The organism is Erythrobacter sp. Dej080120_24 (assembly GCF_036322605.1).
GTDB lineage: Bacteria > Pseudomonadota > Alphaproteobacteria > Sphingomonadales > Sphingomonadaceae > Erythrobacter > Erythrobacter aurantius.
Genome location: NZ_AP027262.1, coordinates 2,166,826 through 2,181,434, shown reverse-complemented (window position 1 = coordinate 2,181,434; position 14,609 = coordinate 2,166,826). Strand labels below are relative to the sequence as shown.

Genomic DNA, 14,609 nt, shown 5'->3' with positions numbered 1-14,609 from the left:
TGCCTTTCAACCGCCCTCGCCCGGCCCGCACGCGGCGGGCAGAGCAAGGGGGTTTAGAGGGTTAATCGCTTAGCCCTTCTTGTCTTCGTCGACTTCGGAGAACTCCGCATCGACAACTTCTTCGTCGGAAGTGTCTTCAGCGGCAGCTTCGGCCCCGGCATCATCACCGGCAGCACCAGCTTCCTGATCCTGCTTGTAGATCTGCTCGCCCATCTTCATCGCCGCCTGAGTCAGTTCCTGTGCCTTGGCGTTAATGTCGTCGGCGTCGCCACCTTCAAGCGCGGTCTTGGTCGCAGCAATCGCGGCTTCGACAGCAGACTTGGTTTCGGCGTCGATCTTGTCGCCGTTTTCCTCAAGCTGCTTTTCGGTCGCATGGACAAGGCTGTCGGCCTGGTTGCGGGCTTCTGCCGCGGCACGGCGCTTCTTGTCCTCTTCGGCGAACTTCTCGGCATCCTGCACCATCTGGTCGATGTCGGCATCGGACAGACCGCCCGAAGCCTGGATCTTGATGGTCTGTTCCTTGCCGGTGCCCTTGTCCTTGGCCGAGACTGAGACGATACCGTTGGCGTCGATGTCGAAGGTGACTTCGATCTGCGGCACGCCGCGCGGTGCTGGCGGAATGCCGACAAGGTCGAAATTGCCGAGCAGCTTGTTGTCTGCTGCCATCTCGCGCTCGCCCTGGAAAACCTTGATCGTAACCGCGTTCTGGTTGTCTTCGGCGGTCGAGTAGGTCTGGGTCTTCTTGGTCGGGATCGTGGTGTTGCGATCAATCATGCGGGTGAAGACGCCGCCCAGAGTTTCGATGCCCAGCGATAGCGGGGTCACGTCGAGCAGCAGCACGTCCTTGACGTCGCCCTGAAGCACGCCCGCCTGAATGGCGGCGCCCATGGCCACGACCTCATCGGGGTTCACGCCGGTGTGCGGCTTGGCTTCGAAAAACTTCTCAACGACTTCGCGCACCTTGGGCATGCGGGTCATGCCGCCAACAAGGATCACTTCGTCAATCTCGTCCTTGGTCACACCGGCATCGGCCAGTGCCTTCTTGCACGGCTCAAGCGTGCGGTCGATCAGACCCCCGACCAGCTTTTCGAGATCGGCTCGGGTGATCGTTTCGACGAGGTGCAACGGAGTGGTGCTGCCGCCTTCCATACGCGCGGTGATGAAGGGCAGGTTGACTTCGGTCGTGGCCGAGCTCGACAGCTCGATCTTCGCCTTTTCGGCAGCTTCCTTCAGACGCTGAAGCGCGAGCTTGTCGGTCTTCAGGTCCATGTTTTCCTTCTTCTTGAAGGCAGCGGCAAGGTGCTCGACAATCGCGTTGTCGAAGTCTTCACCGCCGAGGAAAGTGTCGCCATTGGTCGACTTCACTTCGAACACGCCGTCCCCGATTTCGAGGATCGAGACGTCGAAGGTGCCGCCGCCAAGGTCATAGACAGCGATGGTCTTGCCGTCTTCCTTGTCCATGCCATAGGCGAGCGCAGCCGCAGTCGGCTCGTTGATGATGCGAAGCACTTCAAGTCCGGCGATTTGCCCTGCGTCCTTGGTCGCCTGGCGCTGCGCGTCATTGAAGTATGCAGGGACGGTGATCACGGCCTGGGTAACGGTTTCGCCAAGATAGCTCTCGGCGGTTTCCTTCATCTTTTGCAGGATGAAGGCCGAAATCTGCGAAGGCGAATATTCCTCGCCGCCAGCGGAAACCCATGCATCGCCATTCTTGCCCTTGACGATGTTGTAGGGGACGATGTCCATATCCTTCTTGGTGGTGGGATCGTCAAAGCGGCGGCCGATAAGGCGCTTGATCGCGAACAAGGTGTTGTCGGGGTTGGTCACCGCCTGGCGCTTTGCCGGCTGCCCGATCAGGCGCTCACCATCCTTGGTGAAGGCGACGATCGAAGGCGTGGTGCGCGCACCCTCGGAATTTTCGATTACTTTCGGCTTTCCGCCGTCCATCACGGCAACGCAGCTGTTGGTGGTGCCGAGGTCGATACCGATTACTTTACCCATTATCTTCCCATCCATTGGAATGTTGTTGGACACCGCGCCTTCGCGTCTCCCGATAATGGCAAGACGGCTCGGCGGCTCGAATATGAGGCGGATATAGGTGCGGTTTTGCTTGGCACAAGAACTCTAAGGCCGTAGTTTTTGCCGCATCCACAACAGGGACAGCTTTCAAAAAGGGATAGAAGAATGACGGGATCGAGGATGAAGGCGTTTGCGCTGGCGCTTGCCGGGGGTTCGATGATGGCGCTCAGCGCCTGTGGCGGCGAAGCCGATGTGGCAGAGGCCGCGCCCGAAGGCGTGATCGAGGGCGTGACCATCGAAAACGCCCGCATGGTGCTTGCCCCGGTAGAGGGCAATCCGGCGGCGATCTATTTCGACTTCGCCTATGACGGGGACCGTTCATTCTCGCTCGGTCGCGTCGAAGTCGAAGGTGCGGCCAGCGCCATGATGCACCAATATGGCGAATATGATTTCAAGGTGCAGATGATGGAAGCACTGCCGATCCCGGTGACGAAGGGCACCAAGGTCGAATTCAAACCGGGCGATCTTCACGTCATGGCGATGGAGCCGTCACCCGATCTCAAGCCCGGCGGAACGACCAAGGTCACGCTTACGGTTTCGGGTGGCAACAAGCATATCTTTGACGCTGAAATCCGCGCCGCAGGGGAAGAGCGCTGAACGATTTGCCCGGCTTTCAGGATACCGCATCGCTCCCCGCCTGTCCGGTGGGTGGCGAGCGGCATCTGACGCCGGGCGAAGTCGAGCTTGCGCGGACGGTTTTTGGTGACGCGATCAATTATGGCGCTGTCAAGCTGAAGCGCCGCAAATGGTTTCCGTTTCAGCCCAAACGGATCACCATGGCCCCGCGTGGACACCTGCATTTCCACCCGCAAGGCTCGACTTACTGCGATGACTTTTCACTGGCTGACATTAAACGGCAGGGCCTGCTGATCCACGAATTGACCCATGTCTGGCAGACCCAGACGCTGGGCGAGTGGTTTCTGATCCTCCATCGCCATCCATTTTGCCGGTATGATTATGCGCTCAAACCCGGGCAGCCGCTGTCTGCGTACGGGATCGAACAACAGGCCGAAATCGTGAAGCACAGCTTTTGGCTGCGTCATGGCGCGCGCATCCCCGGCGTCGGGGACAAATCCGCCTATGATGTGCTTGTCCGGTTCGAGGGAGCTACGCTGTGAGTGACTTCGAATTCATCTTCGTTCTTTATGCCCTCGTGCTCGGTCTTTCGCTGGTCGAGTTGCTTGCAGGCTTCGGGAGGACGCTTGAAAACGAATTCGAGAGCGACGCTGATGGAACCCGCTTCCGTTTCGGTTGGCTGACGCCTCTTCTTGGCGCCTTCGTGCTGCTTGATCTTCTGTCGTTCTGGATGTTCGCATGGACGATCCAGAGCCTGATCACAGTCAGTCCTTCGGCCTTGCTGGGCGTGATGATATTCGCAGCCAGCTATTATCTGGCAGCCCGGCTGGTGTTTCCGACGCGGCCCGAATTGTTCGAGGATCTCGACACCCACTATTATCGTGTCCGCCGGACCGTAATGGGCATCCTCATCGCGCTGGTGTTCGCGCAATGGGCATTTCTTTATTCCGTCGAGGAAGTGCGGGCGGCGGTTTTCACGCCAATGACGCTGGGCCTGACCGCGATGCTGGTCGGTATGATGGCTGCCACGATGATAGTGAAGAACCGCCATTTTCAGGCGGTTCTTCTTGTCGCACTATGCGTCAGATATTTGGTGATTTACCTGATCTGAGGCTCAATCCGGTTTCTTCGAAACGGCCACCATAGCGGGCCGCAGGAGCCGATCCTTGATCATCCAGCCCGATTGCATTTCCTGAACGACAGTGCCCGCTTCGTGATCGGCGCTGGGCACTTCCATCATCGCCTGATGCTGATTGGGATCAAGCGGCAGACCCATGGATGCAATGCGGGTAACGCCGTGCTGGCCGAACACTTTCTCTAGCTCGCGTTGGGTCGCCTCAATCCCGATGACCAGACCTTTCATCTTGTCATCGTCGCGCAGCGATTCCGGGATCGCATCGACGGCACGCGAAAGATTGTCCCACACGGAAAGGATGTCGCGAGCAAAGCCGGTCGCGGCATAGGCGCGCGCATCGGCCACGTCCTTCTCAAGCCGCCGCCGCACGTTCTGCGTTTCGGCCTTGGCGTAAAGCACGTCCTGCTTTGCGGCTTCCAGATCGTTGCGCAGGTTCTCAAGCGCTTCGGACAGGGCATCAGCGCCCTCGCCTTCATCTTCGCTTCCGTCGTCCAGAAACTCTTCGGGTACGCCCTTCAATTCTTCTGCTGCTGCCGCATCCATCTGCGACTTATCGTTGTCGTTCATTTTTCCAGAATTTCCATTCAAGCAATGAGTTTGCCCTGCGATCGGCCCGGAGCGCGCTCGAGAGAGCGACCGAGCGATCGCGCTGTGAGATCCACCATGGGGACCACGCGCGCGTAATTCAAGCGCGTCGGGCCAATCACACCGACCACGCCAACCACCCTGCCCTCGCGATCACGATAGGGAGAGGCGATAACAGAGGACCCGGAAAGGCCGAACAAACGGTTTTCGCTGCCAATGAATATCCGCGTCGCATCCGCCTCCCGCGCGCTTTCCAGCAGGGCCGAAACAGATTGCTTGTCCTCAAGGTCTTCGAGCAGCGACCGGACGCGCTCGATATCGTTAAGAGCATCATCGTCGAGCAGGTTGGCTGCACCGCGCACAATCAGGACCGGTCTTTGGTTGGCATCCTCGCTCCACACGGCAAGACCGCGTTCGACAAGATTGCGGCTCGCATCGTCAAGTTGGGTTTTGCCCGCTGCGATTTCGGAACGCATGGCCGCAGCCGCTTCTGCCAGAGTACGTCCCATCAGGCGCGAGGTGACGTAATTGCTTGCCGCTTCAAGCGAGCCGGCCATGCTGGCATCTATTTCGACTATGCGATTTTCAACCCCGCCATCCTCTCCTACCAAAACGGCCAGCGCGCGATTCTGTCCCAGACTGACGAGGCTGAACTGGGCAAGGCGCTGTTCGAGGGTGGGCACCATGACCATCCCCGCCGCACCGGAGAGTTCCGACAGCAACACGCTCGTCTGGTGCAGCGCCTGTTCGACCGGTCCGCTTTCGGAAAGGCGAGCTTCGATCCGCGCGCGCTCCTCTGCCGTGGGTTCTGCCACCCGCATCATTCCATCGACAAATATGCGCAATCCCGCGTCAGTCGGCATCCGACCGGCGCTTGTGTGCGGGGCCGCCAGCAGCCCGAGCGCTTCGAGTTCTGCCAACACAGAACGGATTGAAGCCGGTGACAGGTTCAATCCGCCATCCGAAGCGAGAGTCTTTGAACCCACAGGTTGACCGTTCTCAAGATAACCTTCGACCACAAGCCGGAAGATCTCTCGCGCGCGGCCAGTCAGTTCGGAAATCGGGAGCGATGCCATGAGCCTCAATTTAGCAATCCCCGCGAATTCGCCAAGCCTTGCCCATCGCGCCCTTGCCCAGAGCGGACAACACCGCCACACCCCCGGGCAAGACACGACTCGAACAACGCAAAGGACAGACCAATGCGCCCTTCAGGACGCGCGCCCGATGAAATGCGCGCCATCACCATCGAAACCGGTTTCACCAAACACGCCGAAGGCTCTTGTCTAGTCAGCTTTGGCGACACCAAGGTGTTGTGCACCGCCAGTGTCGAAAAGGGCGTCCCGCCTTGGATGCGCGGCAAAGGCGAAGGATGGGTCACGGGCGAGTATTCCATGCTCCCGCGTGCGACCCACACCCGCGGCGCACGCGAAGCCGCCCGTGGCAAGCAATCGGGCCGCACGCAGGAAATCCAGCGGCTTATCGGCCGCAGCCTGCGCGCCGTGGTCGATTTGCAGAAGCTTGGGGAACGCCAGATCACGCTCGACTGCGACGTGATCCAGGCGGATGGCGGCACACGCACTGCGGCGATTTCGGGCGCTTGGGTGGCGTTGCGGCTTGCGGTCAACGGGCTGATTAAGGCGGGCGACATCAAACACGATCCGATAACCGCGCAGGTCGCCGCGATTTCTTGCGGCATTTTCAAGGGCACGCCTGTGCTTGATCTTGATTATGACGAAGACTCGAACGCTGATGCCGATGCCAATTTCGTCCTGCTGACAGGAGGCCAGATGGCAGAAGTGCAAGCCACTGCCGAAGGCGCGACGTATGACGAGGAAGGCCTGCTGCGCCTGCTTCGGCTCGCGCGGATCGGCTGTGACCGGATCTTTGCCGCACAGTTGGAAGCAACCAGATGACGCGCAGGCTGGGTGGTGGTTCGCTTGTCATAGCGACGCACAATTCGGGCAAGTTGAAGGAGATTTCGGCGCTGCTCGAACCCTATGGGATCAAGTGCATTTCCGCAGGATCGCTCGGCCTGCCCGAGCCTGCGGAAACGGGAACCACCTTTGTCCAGAATGCCCTGCTCAAAGCCCGCGCTGCGGCGCAGGCTTCGGGCCTTGCCGCGCTCGCCGATGACAGCGGGTTAAGCGTCGACGCGCTGGACGGTCGACCCGGAGTATACACCGCCGATTGGGCGGAGCGGCAATGGTTCGAAGGCGAGCCGGGCCGCGACTGGTACATAGCGATGGGCAAGGTCGAAGGGATGCTGCAAGCAATCGGGCCCGATGCCGATCGCAGCGCCGCGTTTCATTGCGTGCTTGCCCTGGCTTGGCCCGATGGCGAACACGCCGTTTATGAAGGTACCTGCCGCGGTTCGCTGACATGGCCACCGCGCGGGGAAATGGGTTTCGGCTATGATCCCGTCTTCGTCCCGCAGCAGCGCGAAGGCTCTGAAACCTTTGCGGAAATTCCGCCCGAGGAAAAGCACGCAATCAGCCACCGCGCCGATGCCTTTGCAAAACTGGTCGCGGATCAGTTTGGCCGCTAAAGCTTAGCGCATGGCCCGCGCGCTCTACATTCACTGGCCCTTCTGCGCGAAGAAATGCCCTTACTGCGACTTCAACTCGCATGTCCGGGATCGCGTCGATGTTGAGGCGTGGCAGGCGGCTTTGCTGGCCGATATGCGCGCCGAAGCGGCGGTTGCGGGCGGGGAAAGCCTTACCTCGATCTTCTTCGGCGGTGGCACGCCTTCGCTGATGCCGCCTGCGCTGGTTGCGATGCTGCTGCAAGAAGCACAATCATTATGGGGGTTTAGCCCCGATATAGAGATTACGCTGGAGGCCAATCCTTCCTCTGTCGAAGCCGCCAATTTCGCCGATCTTTCGCTTGTTGGGATCAACCGCGTCTCGCTCGGCGTGCAGTCGCTGGAGGATGAAACGCTGCATTGGCTAGGGCGGCTTCACGGGGCTGAAGAGGCGCTGAAGGCGTTAGAAACCGCGCAGAACCATTTTGAGCGGGTCAGTTTCGACCTGATCTATGCCCTGCCCGATCAGACCCCGGAGCAATGGGAGGCGCAGCTCAATCGCGCGCTCGGTTTCGGCACTTCGCATCTGTCGCTGTACCAGCTGACCATCGAGCCGGGGACACGCTTTGAAACCGATGTGCGACTGGGCCGCTTCACCCCGCTTGACGATGATCGTGCCGCCGATCTTTATGCCCTCACCCGGCAAATCACCGGCGAGGCGGGACTGCCCGCTTATGAAACCAGCAATCACGCGAGGCCGGGCGAGGAGAGCCGCCATAACCTCACCTATTGGCGCTATCAGGATTACGCCGGGATCGGTCCCGGCGCGCATGGCAGGCGCGGCGGGTTTGCGACTGTCCGGCACAAGAAACCCGAGAATTTCCTGAAAGCGGTGAGCGAACGCGGGCATGGCATCGCCGAGCAGACCATGCTTTCGCCAGACGAGCAGATTTCCGAGGCGCTGCTTATGGGCCTGCGCCTTGCCGATGGGATTGATCTGGCCGCGCTCGAATGGCGGTTTGAACGCCCGCGTTCGACCATGCTCAATGCGAAGGCGCTGGCGACCTACATCGATCTCGGCTTCGTATGGCAGCGCGGCAGCCGCATCGGGGTAGAGCCGCAGGGCATGGGCGTACTCAACACGCTGATCGAGGCGCTGGTGGCAGACGATCTGGTGCGGGCATGAGCGCCGCAGAGATCCTCGAACAATGGCGCAGCCATCTGACCGACGCCCGCCGCCGATCCCCCCACACCGTGCGCGCCTATGTCAGCGCGGCGCAGCGCATCATGGCGGCTCGCGGGCTGGAGGATTGGGAAGCGATCGCGAGCCTCGAAGCGAGCGACCTGCGCACCCATCTCGCCGCGCGCCGGGCAGAAGGCCTCGCCAATGCCAGCGCCGCGCGCGAACTTTCGGCGCTGAAGGCGCTGATCGCCTATGCACGCACCGAAAGCGGCGACCCTGATCCCGCCGCCCCTCGCCTGCGCGGACCGCGCCTCAAGAAAGGACTGCCCCGCCCTGTCACCCCTGATGAAGCGGTGAACCTAGCCGATCTGGTCGACGGGACGGCTGCCGAAGACTGGATCGGCGCGCGCGACCGGGCGGTGTTGCTGCTGATGTATGGCAGCGGCCTGCGGATCGCAGAGGCGCTGTCGCTGACTGGCCGTGACGCGGTGCTGGGGGAGACGCTGCAAGTCACCGGCAAGGGCGGGAAGCAGCGGCTGGTCCCGATCCTCCCGATCACGCGGCAGGCGGTGGCGGCATATGCCAAGGCCTGCCCCTACCCGCTTGAGCCCAAGGAACCACTGTTTCGCGGAGCCAAGGGCGGCGCACTGTCACAGGGCATGGTGCAAAAGGCGATGGCCCGGGCAAGGCGCGCGCTGGGCCTGCCCGATACGGCAACCCCCCATGCCTTGCGCCATTCCTTTGCGACCCATCTGCTGGGGGCAGGAGCGGATCTGCGAAGTTTGCAGGAATTGCTCGGACATGCTTCCTTGGGTTCGACGCAAATCTACACCAAGGTCGATGCGGCGAGCCTGTTGGAGAATTATCGCAACGCGCATCCGAGGGCGAAAAAGAACGGGTGAGAATGCGTCAGATGTCCTCGCATGCCGGCGAGGATTGGGGGGATCATGAGCGAAAAATACTTGTTGTTGCGGCGCATCGGGACGCATCTCAAAGAGCAAAACTGGTTTGCGGTGGCTGCTGAATTCCTGATTGTCGTCACCGGCGTTTTTCTGGGTATCCAGGTTTCCAACTGGAACGCCGAATATCAGGAACGTCAGGACGAAAGGCAGATCCTGAAGCGCCTCTCGGACGAAACCGATGTGCTTCTTTCCGCAGTCCAAAGGGAAACGGCGACCCTCCGGCAAAAGACAGATTTGCTGATCAATGTGCAGCCGGTGATCTATTCCGTCGAGGCAGCAAGGCCGCTGTCGGATGAAGAATGCGAGGCGGTTGCCCTTTCGCACATTTACCGACTGGGATCAGACGAACTGCCGATCCTGAATGAGCTGATCGGGACTGGCCGGTTTGACCGGCTGAGGGACGATGGCGTCAAACAGATGCTGCGCGAATACATCCTGTTCCGCGATGATTTGCGCAGCCGTCATGAAGAACGCACCAACGAGATATTCCGGCTTTCCAACCTTCATCCCGATGCGATCAGCGTCACATCCGTCCCTCGCACGCCAGACTATGACGGCGATTGGACATGGCTCAGCGCCGAGGGCTACCGCTGGCGGCCCAGCTGTAACATTCAGCATATCCGGCAAAACCAGTCTTTCCTGAACGACTTCTTCGATAATTCCGGTCGCACTGGGAATGTGCTTAGTTCCTACGAAGAGAGAGAGGCAATGTTGATGTCACTGAAGGAGCGGTTGACATCCGCGCTTGCCGAGTGATCGCCTCGCCGATGGTTATGGCGATCAACAGGCCGGAAGAGGCGCATTTAGTTTTCGGGATTTACTAAGTGGTCAAATGACAAGCGTTAAGCACTTCGATGACCCGGATGGACCGAAGTTGGTTGCACAAGCCGTCATGTGCGTCGCACTCATGGCGTTCCCAATTTTTGAACTTGCAACCACAGGTGAGATCAATCTTGCTAGGCAGACGCCCGGACGGGCTCAAATGCCGTTTTGGTTGGTGTACTTGTTCGCAATAATATACCCAATCTTCCTCGGCGCGACAAAGGGTCGAAGAGTTATGTGGGCGCTCTTGGCACGGCCATATCTATCTTTGAGCGATGACCACCTCGAGTTCCTCGGTTCGCGCATAAAGTTCCTAAACATCAGGAACATAGAGCAGGAAGAAAACCGACTGATCATTCAGACGCAGTTCGGTGAGGTAGTCACAATTCAAACCGATCCACGTGATCTGTTCGAAGTCCTTAAATTTATCAACGCGTCGGGTGTGCGATCAGAATAATTGGGTGGAATTCGGTCCAGCTGTCACCCCAATCGCCGCTCAATCGCATCCCAGATCATCCCCGGCAGTTCGGTCCCGTCAAACGCTCCACAATCCGCCGTTTCTTACGGACGCAGCCATGCTTCGGCTGACTGCCGCTGGCTCTCGCTCGGAGTTAGTTCCAGCGTCCGAACGAGAAAATCCCGGGTCGCAGGTGAAGCAAGGAAATCGGCAAAGGCGATTGTCAGGAAGCTTTGCTGTGCATCAATAAGGCAATTCAAGGCGGTGGAGTAGATCGCGGGCGCTCCCTTCGCTCCGTACACCTCAGGCCAGTTCCGCCTTAGGCGGGTTCGCTCAATGGCTGGCAAAGGCCTGGTTACCACTACAAAGGTCGGGTTGCACACCTCTACCAGCAGGCTGACGAGCGTGGCGAGCAAAGGGTGCTTGATAACGATATGCGTGCATCCTTGGCGTCTTGCCTTGGCCGACTCCTCAACGAGCCACGGCCGCAGCCACGCCGAAAGCAATTCGGGCTGGCCTATCCGCTGCAAGGTCTGCTCATCATAAATCCTGAGCAGCCGGTTTCTCAGTTCGATCGATTCATGACTGTCGGGCGTCAAAGGATCGTTGGTCCGGAAATGCGGTGGGCAGGAATACGCGCCAAGTCGAGCCAGAAAACCGGTTACCGCTGTGGTTCCGGATGACCAGCTGCCAATCACACAGACGACCGGCAAGAAACCGACTTCCGATGAATTGTCCATCGCACCCGACGATACCCGGCCCTCGCCGGGCGATGCAACTGAAAGCTCAAGCTCGCAATGAAACCAGCTTCTTGCGTTCCGGAAAAGCCCGATTGAATTCGCGCTTACAGCTGCAACCGCGCCTCAATCGCGTCCCAGATCATCCCCGGCAGGTCGGTTACGTCAAACTCGCTAATCGCGACGATCCCGGTGGGCGAGGTCACATTGATTTCGGTCAGCCATTTGCCGCCGATCACGTCGATCCCGACAAAGGTCAGGCCGAGGCGCTTCAGATCCGGGCCCAGGGCTTCGCAAATTTCCACCTCGCGCTCGGTTAGCCCCGTTTTCTGCGCGCTGCCGCCCATGGCGAGGTTTGACCGGAACTCGCCCTTGCCCGGAATACGGTTGATCGCGCCCGCAATCTCACCATCGATCAGAACGATGCGCTTATCGCCCTCGGCCACTTCGGGGAGGAAGGGCTGGACCATGTGCGGTTCGGGCCAGGTCTGGTTGAACACCTCGAACAACGCCGTCAGGTTGTCGCCGCTTTCGGGCACACGGAAAATCGCCTTGCCGCCATTGCCGTGGATCGGCTTCACCACCACCGCGCCATGTTCGGCCATGAAGCGGCGCACTTCGTCCACGCTGCGGGTTACAAGCGTGGGCGGCATGAAGCGGCGGTAATCGAGCACCATCACCTTTTCCGGCGCGTTGCGGACATTGGCGGGATCGTTGACCACCAATGTTTCGTCCTTGATCCGCTCAAGCAGATGGGTGGCGGTGATATAGCCCATGTGGAACGGCGGGTCCTGCCGCATCAGCACCACGTCGATATCGCGCCCCAGATCAAGCCGCTGCACCTCGCCCTTTTCGAAATGGTCGCCCACCACGCGCCGCACCTTCACCGGGAAGCATTGCGCATAGAGCCGGTCATCCGCATCGAGCGTCAGGCTTTCGACATGGTATTCGAACACCTCATACCCGCGTTCCTGCGCGGCGAGCATCAGCGCGAAACTGCTGTCGCCCTTGATGTTGATGGATTCGATGGGGTCCATCTGGACCGCGATTTTCAGGGACATGTGATTTCCTAAGGCATCCAGGCGTTGGGGATGTGGCGTGGCTTGCTGCCGGGTGCAAGGAGTATGACGTCGATCGAAATGTCTTCGCCGTCCTTGGCATATTCGTGCGCGACAGCCTCAACCGCGGCGGCGACGCGGGAAAGGCGGTGTTCGTCGATGGCCGTGTCGAGATCGCTTGCACGCTTGCGCCACTTTACCTCGATGAAGGCGACGATACCGGGCTTGCGGGCGATCAGGTCAATCTCGCCAAGCTTTGTTTTGAGGCGCTCGGCGACCACCTGCCAGCCCTGCTGCATCAGCCATTGCGCCGCTTGGGCCTCACCTTCTCGCCCTTTCCGGTCTGCAATGACGCGCTTTTCGCTCATTGCGATTTCATCTCTACTGCGCGGGCATAAAGTTCCTGCCGGTCCAGCCCGGTCAGCTTGGCAACCTTGCCCGCCGCCTTGCTCGCGCTCATCTCCGACAAGGCATCGCGCAGCATGGCATCTGAATCATGGACTGCGGCATCTTCCGCTGGAGGACCAACCAGCAGCACGATCTCGCCTTTGGGCGGATGGGCAGTGTAATGCCTGATCAGATCGGCAGGCGTGCCTGTCCGGCATTCCTCATGCAATTTCGTGATCTCGCGCGCGACCGCGATCTCTCGCCGGGGCCATGCCTCAGCCATCGCGTTCAGGCTCCGCACCAGTCGCGGACCGGTTTCGTAGAATACCAGCGTGGCGTCGATCCCGCCCAATTGCTCCAGCACATCGCCGCGCGCCTTGTCTTTTGCCGGCAGGAACCCGGCGAACAGAAAGCGGTCATTGGGAAGGCCGGAAAGTGTCAACCCTGCCACCGCCGCGCAAGGCCCGGGCAGGCTTGTGACTGCAACCCCGGCAGCCCGTGCTTCGCGCACCAGGCGGTATCCGGGATCCGAAACAAGCGGCGTGCCTGCATCGCTGACAAGTGCGACAGGCTCGCGCGCCGCAAGCTCGACAAGGCGGCGCCTGACATCCTCCGATGCATGATCGTCATACCGCTGCATCCGCGTCTTTGCCTCAATTGCCTTGAGCAATTTGCCCGTCACCCGGGTGTCTTCACAGGCAATCACGCTCACATTGCGCAATACGTCGACAGCACGCATCGTTATGTCGCCAAGATTGCCAATCGGCGTCGCGACAATATAGAGACCCGGATCAAGTGCTTTGACGGGTACGGATTCAGAAGACGGTGTGTTCACGCCGCGTGTAATGAAGCAGCGACGAGGGGTCGGCAAGAATGAAGCTTACAATGCAATCGCTTTCGGAGGCGCGCTGGCTGCGCAAGGCTGCCGCGATGCTCAACCGGCGCAATCTGGCCGTGGCTGCAACCGCCGCGCTGCTTGCCGGGTGTCAGGTGATCCCCAAGACCGAAACGGTTGCGACAGTTCCCGTGCCGGAAGCGACGCCGGAACCCACACCGACCGCCCTGCCCACCGATTCCACCCGGCACCGCGTGGCCCTGCTGGTACCGCTGTCTGGCAGCGCCGCCGAGGTTGGCCAATCGCTCGCCAATGCGACAACGATGGCGCTGCTTGATACCAATGCCGACAACCTCCGCATCACCACTTATGACACTTCGCGTGGGGCGGCTGCGGCTGCGCGTCAGGCGATTGCGGATGGCAACAAGCTGATCCTTGGCCCGCTCCTTTCGGAAAATGTGGCTGCGGTGCAAAGCGCGGCGCGTCCGGCCAGCGTCCCGGCTATCGCCTTCTCCAACGATACAAGCATCGCGAGTGCCGATGTCTTCGTGATGGGCCACATCCCGGAACAATCGATCCGCCGCTCGATCGAATACGCCCGGCGCAATGGCTCCAACAATTTCGGCGCGCTGCTGCCCGAAGGAGATTACGGCCAGCGTTCCTATAGCGCGCTCACCAATTCGCTGCGCGATTACGGCGGCAATCTGGTCGCGTTTGAACGCTACGCACGCGGCAATACCTCTATTGTCGGCGCGGCCCAGCGGCTGCGCACAAGGGGAGGCTATGACACCGTCCTGATCGCCGACGGAGCGCGGCTTGCGATCCAGGCTGGCGGTGAACTTCGCGCTGACGGCGCCGAAGGCGTGCGTATTCTCGGCACCGAATTGTGGAGCGGTGAGTCCAACTTGACGCGAGCCGGTTCGATCAACGGCGCGCTGTTTTCGGCGGTGTCCGATGGCCGCTTCCGGCGGTTCTCCGACAGCTATGAAACACGCTTTGGGACGAAACCCTATCGCATCGCCACGCTTGGCTATGACGCGGTACTGCTGACGTTGCGCATCGCGCGCGATTGGCGGGTGGGCAGCGATTTCCCGCAGGATCGCCTGTATGATCGTGGCGGTTTCCTGGGCGTTGACGGCCCGTTCCGTTTCGGCCGCGACGGTATTGCCGAACGCGCTTTGGAGGTGCGGCAAGTGAGCGGCAATCAGGTTATCGCTGTCGATCCTGCACCGAGCAGTTTCGGCGGGTGAAACCGGCGCAAAACCCGCGCGG

General features: G+C 60.3%; 16 protein-coding genes. 9 read left to right on the top strand and 7 right to left on the bottom strand.

What is annotated here, in order from left to right; all coding sequences use genetic code 11:
• Nucleotides 1–69: 69 nt before the first annotated feature.
• Nucleotides 70–2,001 (bottom strand): molecular chaperone DnaK, encoded by a 1,932-nt coding sequence (gene dnaK / locus AABA34_RS10450; protein WP_034954784.1) that lies wholly within the window; start codon nt 1,999–2,001, stop codon nt 70–72.
• A 183-nt stretch (nt 2,002–2,184) separates the two neighbouring features.
• Here dnaK and AABA34_RS10445 point away from each other — a divergent pair, with 183 nt between their 5' ends.
• From AABA34_RS10445 to AABA34_RS10435, 3 genes are read left to right on the top strand one after another with little or no spacing between them, the layout of a single operon-like run.
• Nucleotides 2,185–2,676, top strand: coding sequence for a copper chaperone PCu(A)C (locus AABA34_RS10445; protein WP_338302555.1), 492 nt, complete (start codon nt 2,185–2,187; stop codon nt 2,674–2,676).
• A gap of 5 nt (nt 2,677–2,681) precedes the next feature.
• Complete coding sequence (locus AABA34_RS10440) at nt 2,682–3,197, top strand: vgr related protein (RefSeq protein ID WP_445083729.1); 516 nt, start codon at nt 2,682–2,684, stop codon at nt 3,195–3,197.
• Nucleotides 3,194–3,766, top strand: a complete 573-nt coding sequence (locus AABA34_RS10435) for a hypothetical protein (RefSeq protein WP_338302554.1) — start codon at nt 3,194–3,196, stop codon at nt 3,764–3,766. The genes AABA34_RS10440 and AABA34_RS10435 overlap by 4 nt, the downstream gene beginning before the upstream one ends.
• 3 nt (nt 3,767–3,769) lie before the next feature.
• Here the strand turns inward: AABA34_RS10435 and AABA34_RS10430 are convergent, their stop codons facing one another.
• On the bottom strand, nt 3,770–4,357 hold the full coding sequence (locus tag AABA34_RS10430) for a nucleotide exchange factor GrpE (protein ID WP_338302553.1): 588 nt from the start codon (nt 4,355–4,357) through the stop codon (nt 3,770–3,772).
• A gap of 17 nt (nt 4,358–4,374) precedes the next feature.
• The gene (gene hrcA, locus AABA34_RS10425; protein WP_338302552.1) at nt 4,375–5,451 is read right to left on the bottom strand and encodes a heat-inducible transcriptional repressor HrcA; all 1,077 of its coding nucleotides are present in this window, start codon (nt 5,449–5,451) and stop codon (nt 4,375–4,377) included.
• A gap of 123 nt (nt 5,452–5,574) precedes the next feature.
• On the opposite strand from hrcA, the gene rph reads away from it, so the two are divergent.
• Genes rph through AABA34_RS10400 form a run of 5 tightly spaced genes read left to right on the top strand, consistent with a single transcriptional unit; the run spans nt 5,575 to nt 9,797 of the window.
• Nucleotides 5,575–6,288: a ribonuclease PH gene (gene rph, locus AABA34_RS10420; protein WP_034954033.1), complete on the top strand. Its 714-nt coding sequence runs from the start codon at nt 5,575–5,577 to the stop codon at nt 6,286–6,288.
• Nucleotides 6,285–6,920 (top strand): RdgB/HAM1 family non-canonical purine NTP pyrophosphatase, encoded by a 636-nt coding sequence (gene rdgB / locus AABA34_RS10415; RefSeq protein ID WP_338302551.1) that lies wholly within the window; start codon nt 6,285–6,287, stop codon nt 6,918–6,920. Before rph ends, rdgB begins: the two co-directional genes overlap by 4 nt.
• Nucleotides 6,921–6,930: 10 nt before the next feature.
• Nucleotides 6,931–8,082 (top strand): radical SAM family heme chaperone HemW, encoded by a 1,152-nt coding sequence (gene hemW, locus AABA34_RS10410; protein ID WP_338302550.1) that lies wholly within the window; start codon nt 6,931–6,933, stop codon nt 8,080–8,082.
• On the top strand, nt 8,079–8,981 hold the full coding sequence (locus AABA34_RS10405) for a tyrosine recombinase XerC (protein WP_338302549.1): 903 nt from the start codon (nt 8,079–8,081) through the stop codon (nt 8,979–8,981). The genes hemW and AABA34_RS10405 overlap by 4 nt, the downstream gene beginning before the upstream one ends.
• Before the next feature lie 45 nt (nt 8,982–9,026).
• Entirely contained in the window at nt 9,027–9,797 is a 771-nt protein-coding gene (locus AABA34_RS10400) for a hypothetical protein (RefSeq protein ID WP_338302548.1), read from the top strand.
• A gap of 627 nt (nt 9,798–10,424) precedes the next feature.
• Here AABA34_RS10400 and AABA34_RS10395 read toward each other — a convergent pair.
• The 4 genes from AABA34_RS10395 to rsmI all read right to left on the bottom strand — a co-directional run bounded on the left by AABA34_RS10395 (nt 10,425) and on the right by rsmI (nt 13,337).
• Complete coding sequence (locus AABA34_RS10395; RefSeq protein WP_338302547.1) at nt 10,425–11,060, bottom strand: hypothetical protein; 636 nt, start codon at nt 11,058–11,060, stop codon at nt 10,425–10,427.
• 104 nt (nt 11,061–11,164) lie between these two features.
• Nucleotides 11,165–12,118, bottom strand: a complete 954-nt coding sequence (gshB, locus tag AABA34_RS10390) for a glutathione synthase (RefSeq protein WP_338302546.1) — start codon at nt 12,116–12,118, stop codon at nt 11,165–11,167.
• 8 nt (nt 12,119–12,126) lie between these two features.
• The gene (locus AABA34_RS10385; RefSeq protein ID WP_338302545.1) at nt 12,127–12,483 is read right to left on the bottom strand and encodes a YraN family protein; all 357 of its coding nucleotides are present in this window, start codon (nt 12,481–12,483) and stop codon (nt 12,127–12,129) included.
• Entirely contained in the window at nt 12,480–13,337 is an 858-nt protein-coding gene (gene rsmI, locus AABA34_RS10380) for a 16S rRNA (cytidine(1402)-2'-O)-methyltransferase (RefSeq protein ID WP_338302544.1), read from the bottom strand. The genes AABA34_RS10385 and rsmI overlap by 4 nt, the downstream gene beginning before the upstream one ends.
• A 38-nt stretch (nt 13,338–13,375) precedes the next feature.
• Between rsmI and AABA34_RS10375 the strand changes: the two genes are divergently transcribed.
• Nucleotides 13,376–14,587, top strand: coding sequence for a penicillin-binding protein activator (locus AABA34_RS10375; protein ID WP_338302543.1), 1,212 nt, complete (start codon nt 13,376–13,378; stop codon nt 14,585–14,587).
• Nucleotides 14,588–14,609: the final 22 nt, after the last annotated feature.

Bases quoted from the DNA above. Each gene is read 5' to 3' on its own strand.
- AABA34_RS10395 (WP_338302547.1), bottom strand. From the start codon at position 11,060: ATGGACAATTCATCGGAAGTCGGTTTCTTGCCGGTCGTCTGTGTGATT.
- rdgB (WP_338302551.1), top strand. From the start codon at position 6,285: ATGACGCGCAGGCTGGGTGGTGGTTCGCTTGTCATAGCGACGCACAAT.
- hrcA (WP_338302552.1), bottom strand. From the start codon at position 5,451: ATGGCATCGCTCCCGATTTCCGAACTGACTGGCCGCGCGCGAGAGATC.
- dnaK (WP_034954784.1), bottom strand. From the start codon at position 2,001: ATGGGTAAAGTAATCGGTATCGACCTCGGCACCACCAACAGCTGCGTT.
- AABA34_RS10430 (WP_338302553.1), bottom strand. From the start codon at position 4,357: ATGAACGACAACGATAAGTCGCAGATGGATGCGGCAGCAGCAGAAGAA.
- hemW (WP_338302550.1), top strand. From the start codon at position 6,931: ATGGCCCGCGCGCTCTACATTCACTGGCCCTTCTGCGCGAAGAAATGC.
- AABA34_RS10445 (WP_338302555.1), top strand. From the start codon at position 2,185: ATGACGGGATCGAGGATGAAGGCGTTTGCGCTGGCGCTTGCCGGGGGT.
- rph (WP_034954033.1), top strand. From the start codon at position 5,575: ATGCGCCCTTCAGGACGCGCGCCCGATGAAATGCGCGCCATCACCATC.
- AABA34_RS10405 (WP_338302549.1), top strand. From the start codon at position 8,079: ATGAGCGCCGCAGAGATCCTCGAACAATGGCGCAGCCATCTGACCGAC.
- gshB (WP_338302546.1), bottom strand. From the start codon at position 12,118: ATGTCCCTGAAAATCGCGGTCCAGATGGACCCCATCGAATCCATCAAC.
- AABA34_RS10400 (WP_338302548.1), top strand. From the start codon at position 9,027: ATGAGCGAAAAATACTTGTTGTTGCGGCGCATCGGGACGCATCTCAAA.
- AABA34_RS10385 (WP_338302545.1), bottom strand. From the start codon at position 12,483: ATGAGCGAAAAGCGCGTCATTGCAGACCGGAAAGGGCGAGAAGGTGAG.
- AABA34_RS10375 (WP_338302543.1), top strand. From the start codon at position 13,376: ATGAAGCTTACAATGCAATCGCTTTCGGAGGCGCGCTGGCTGCGCAAG.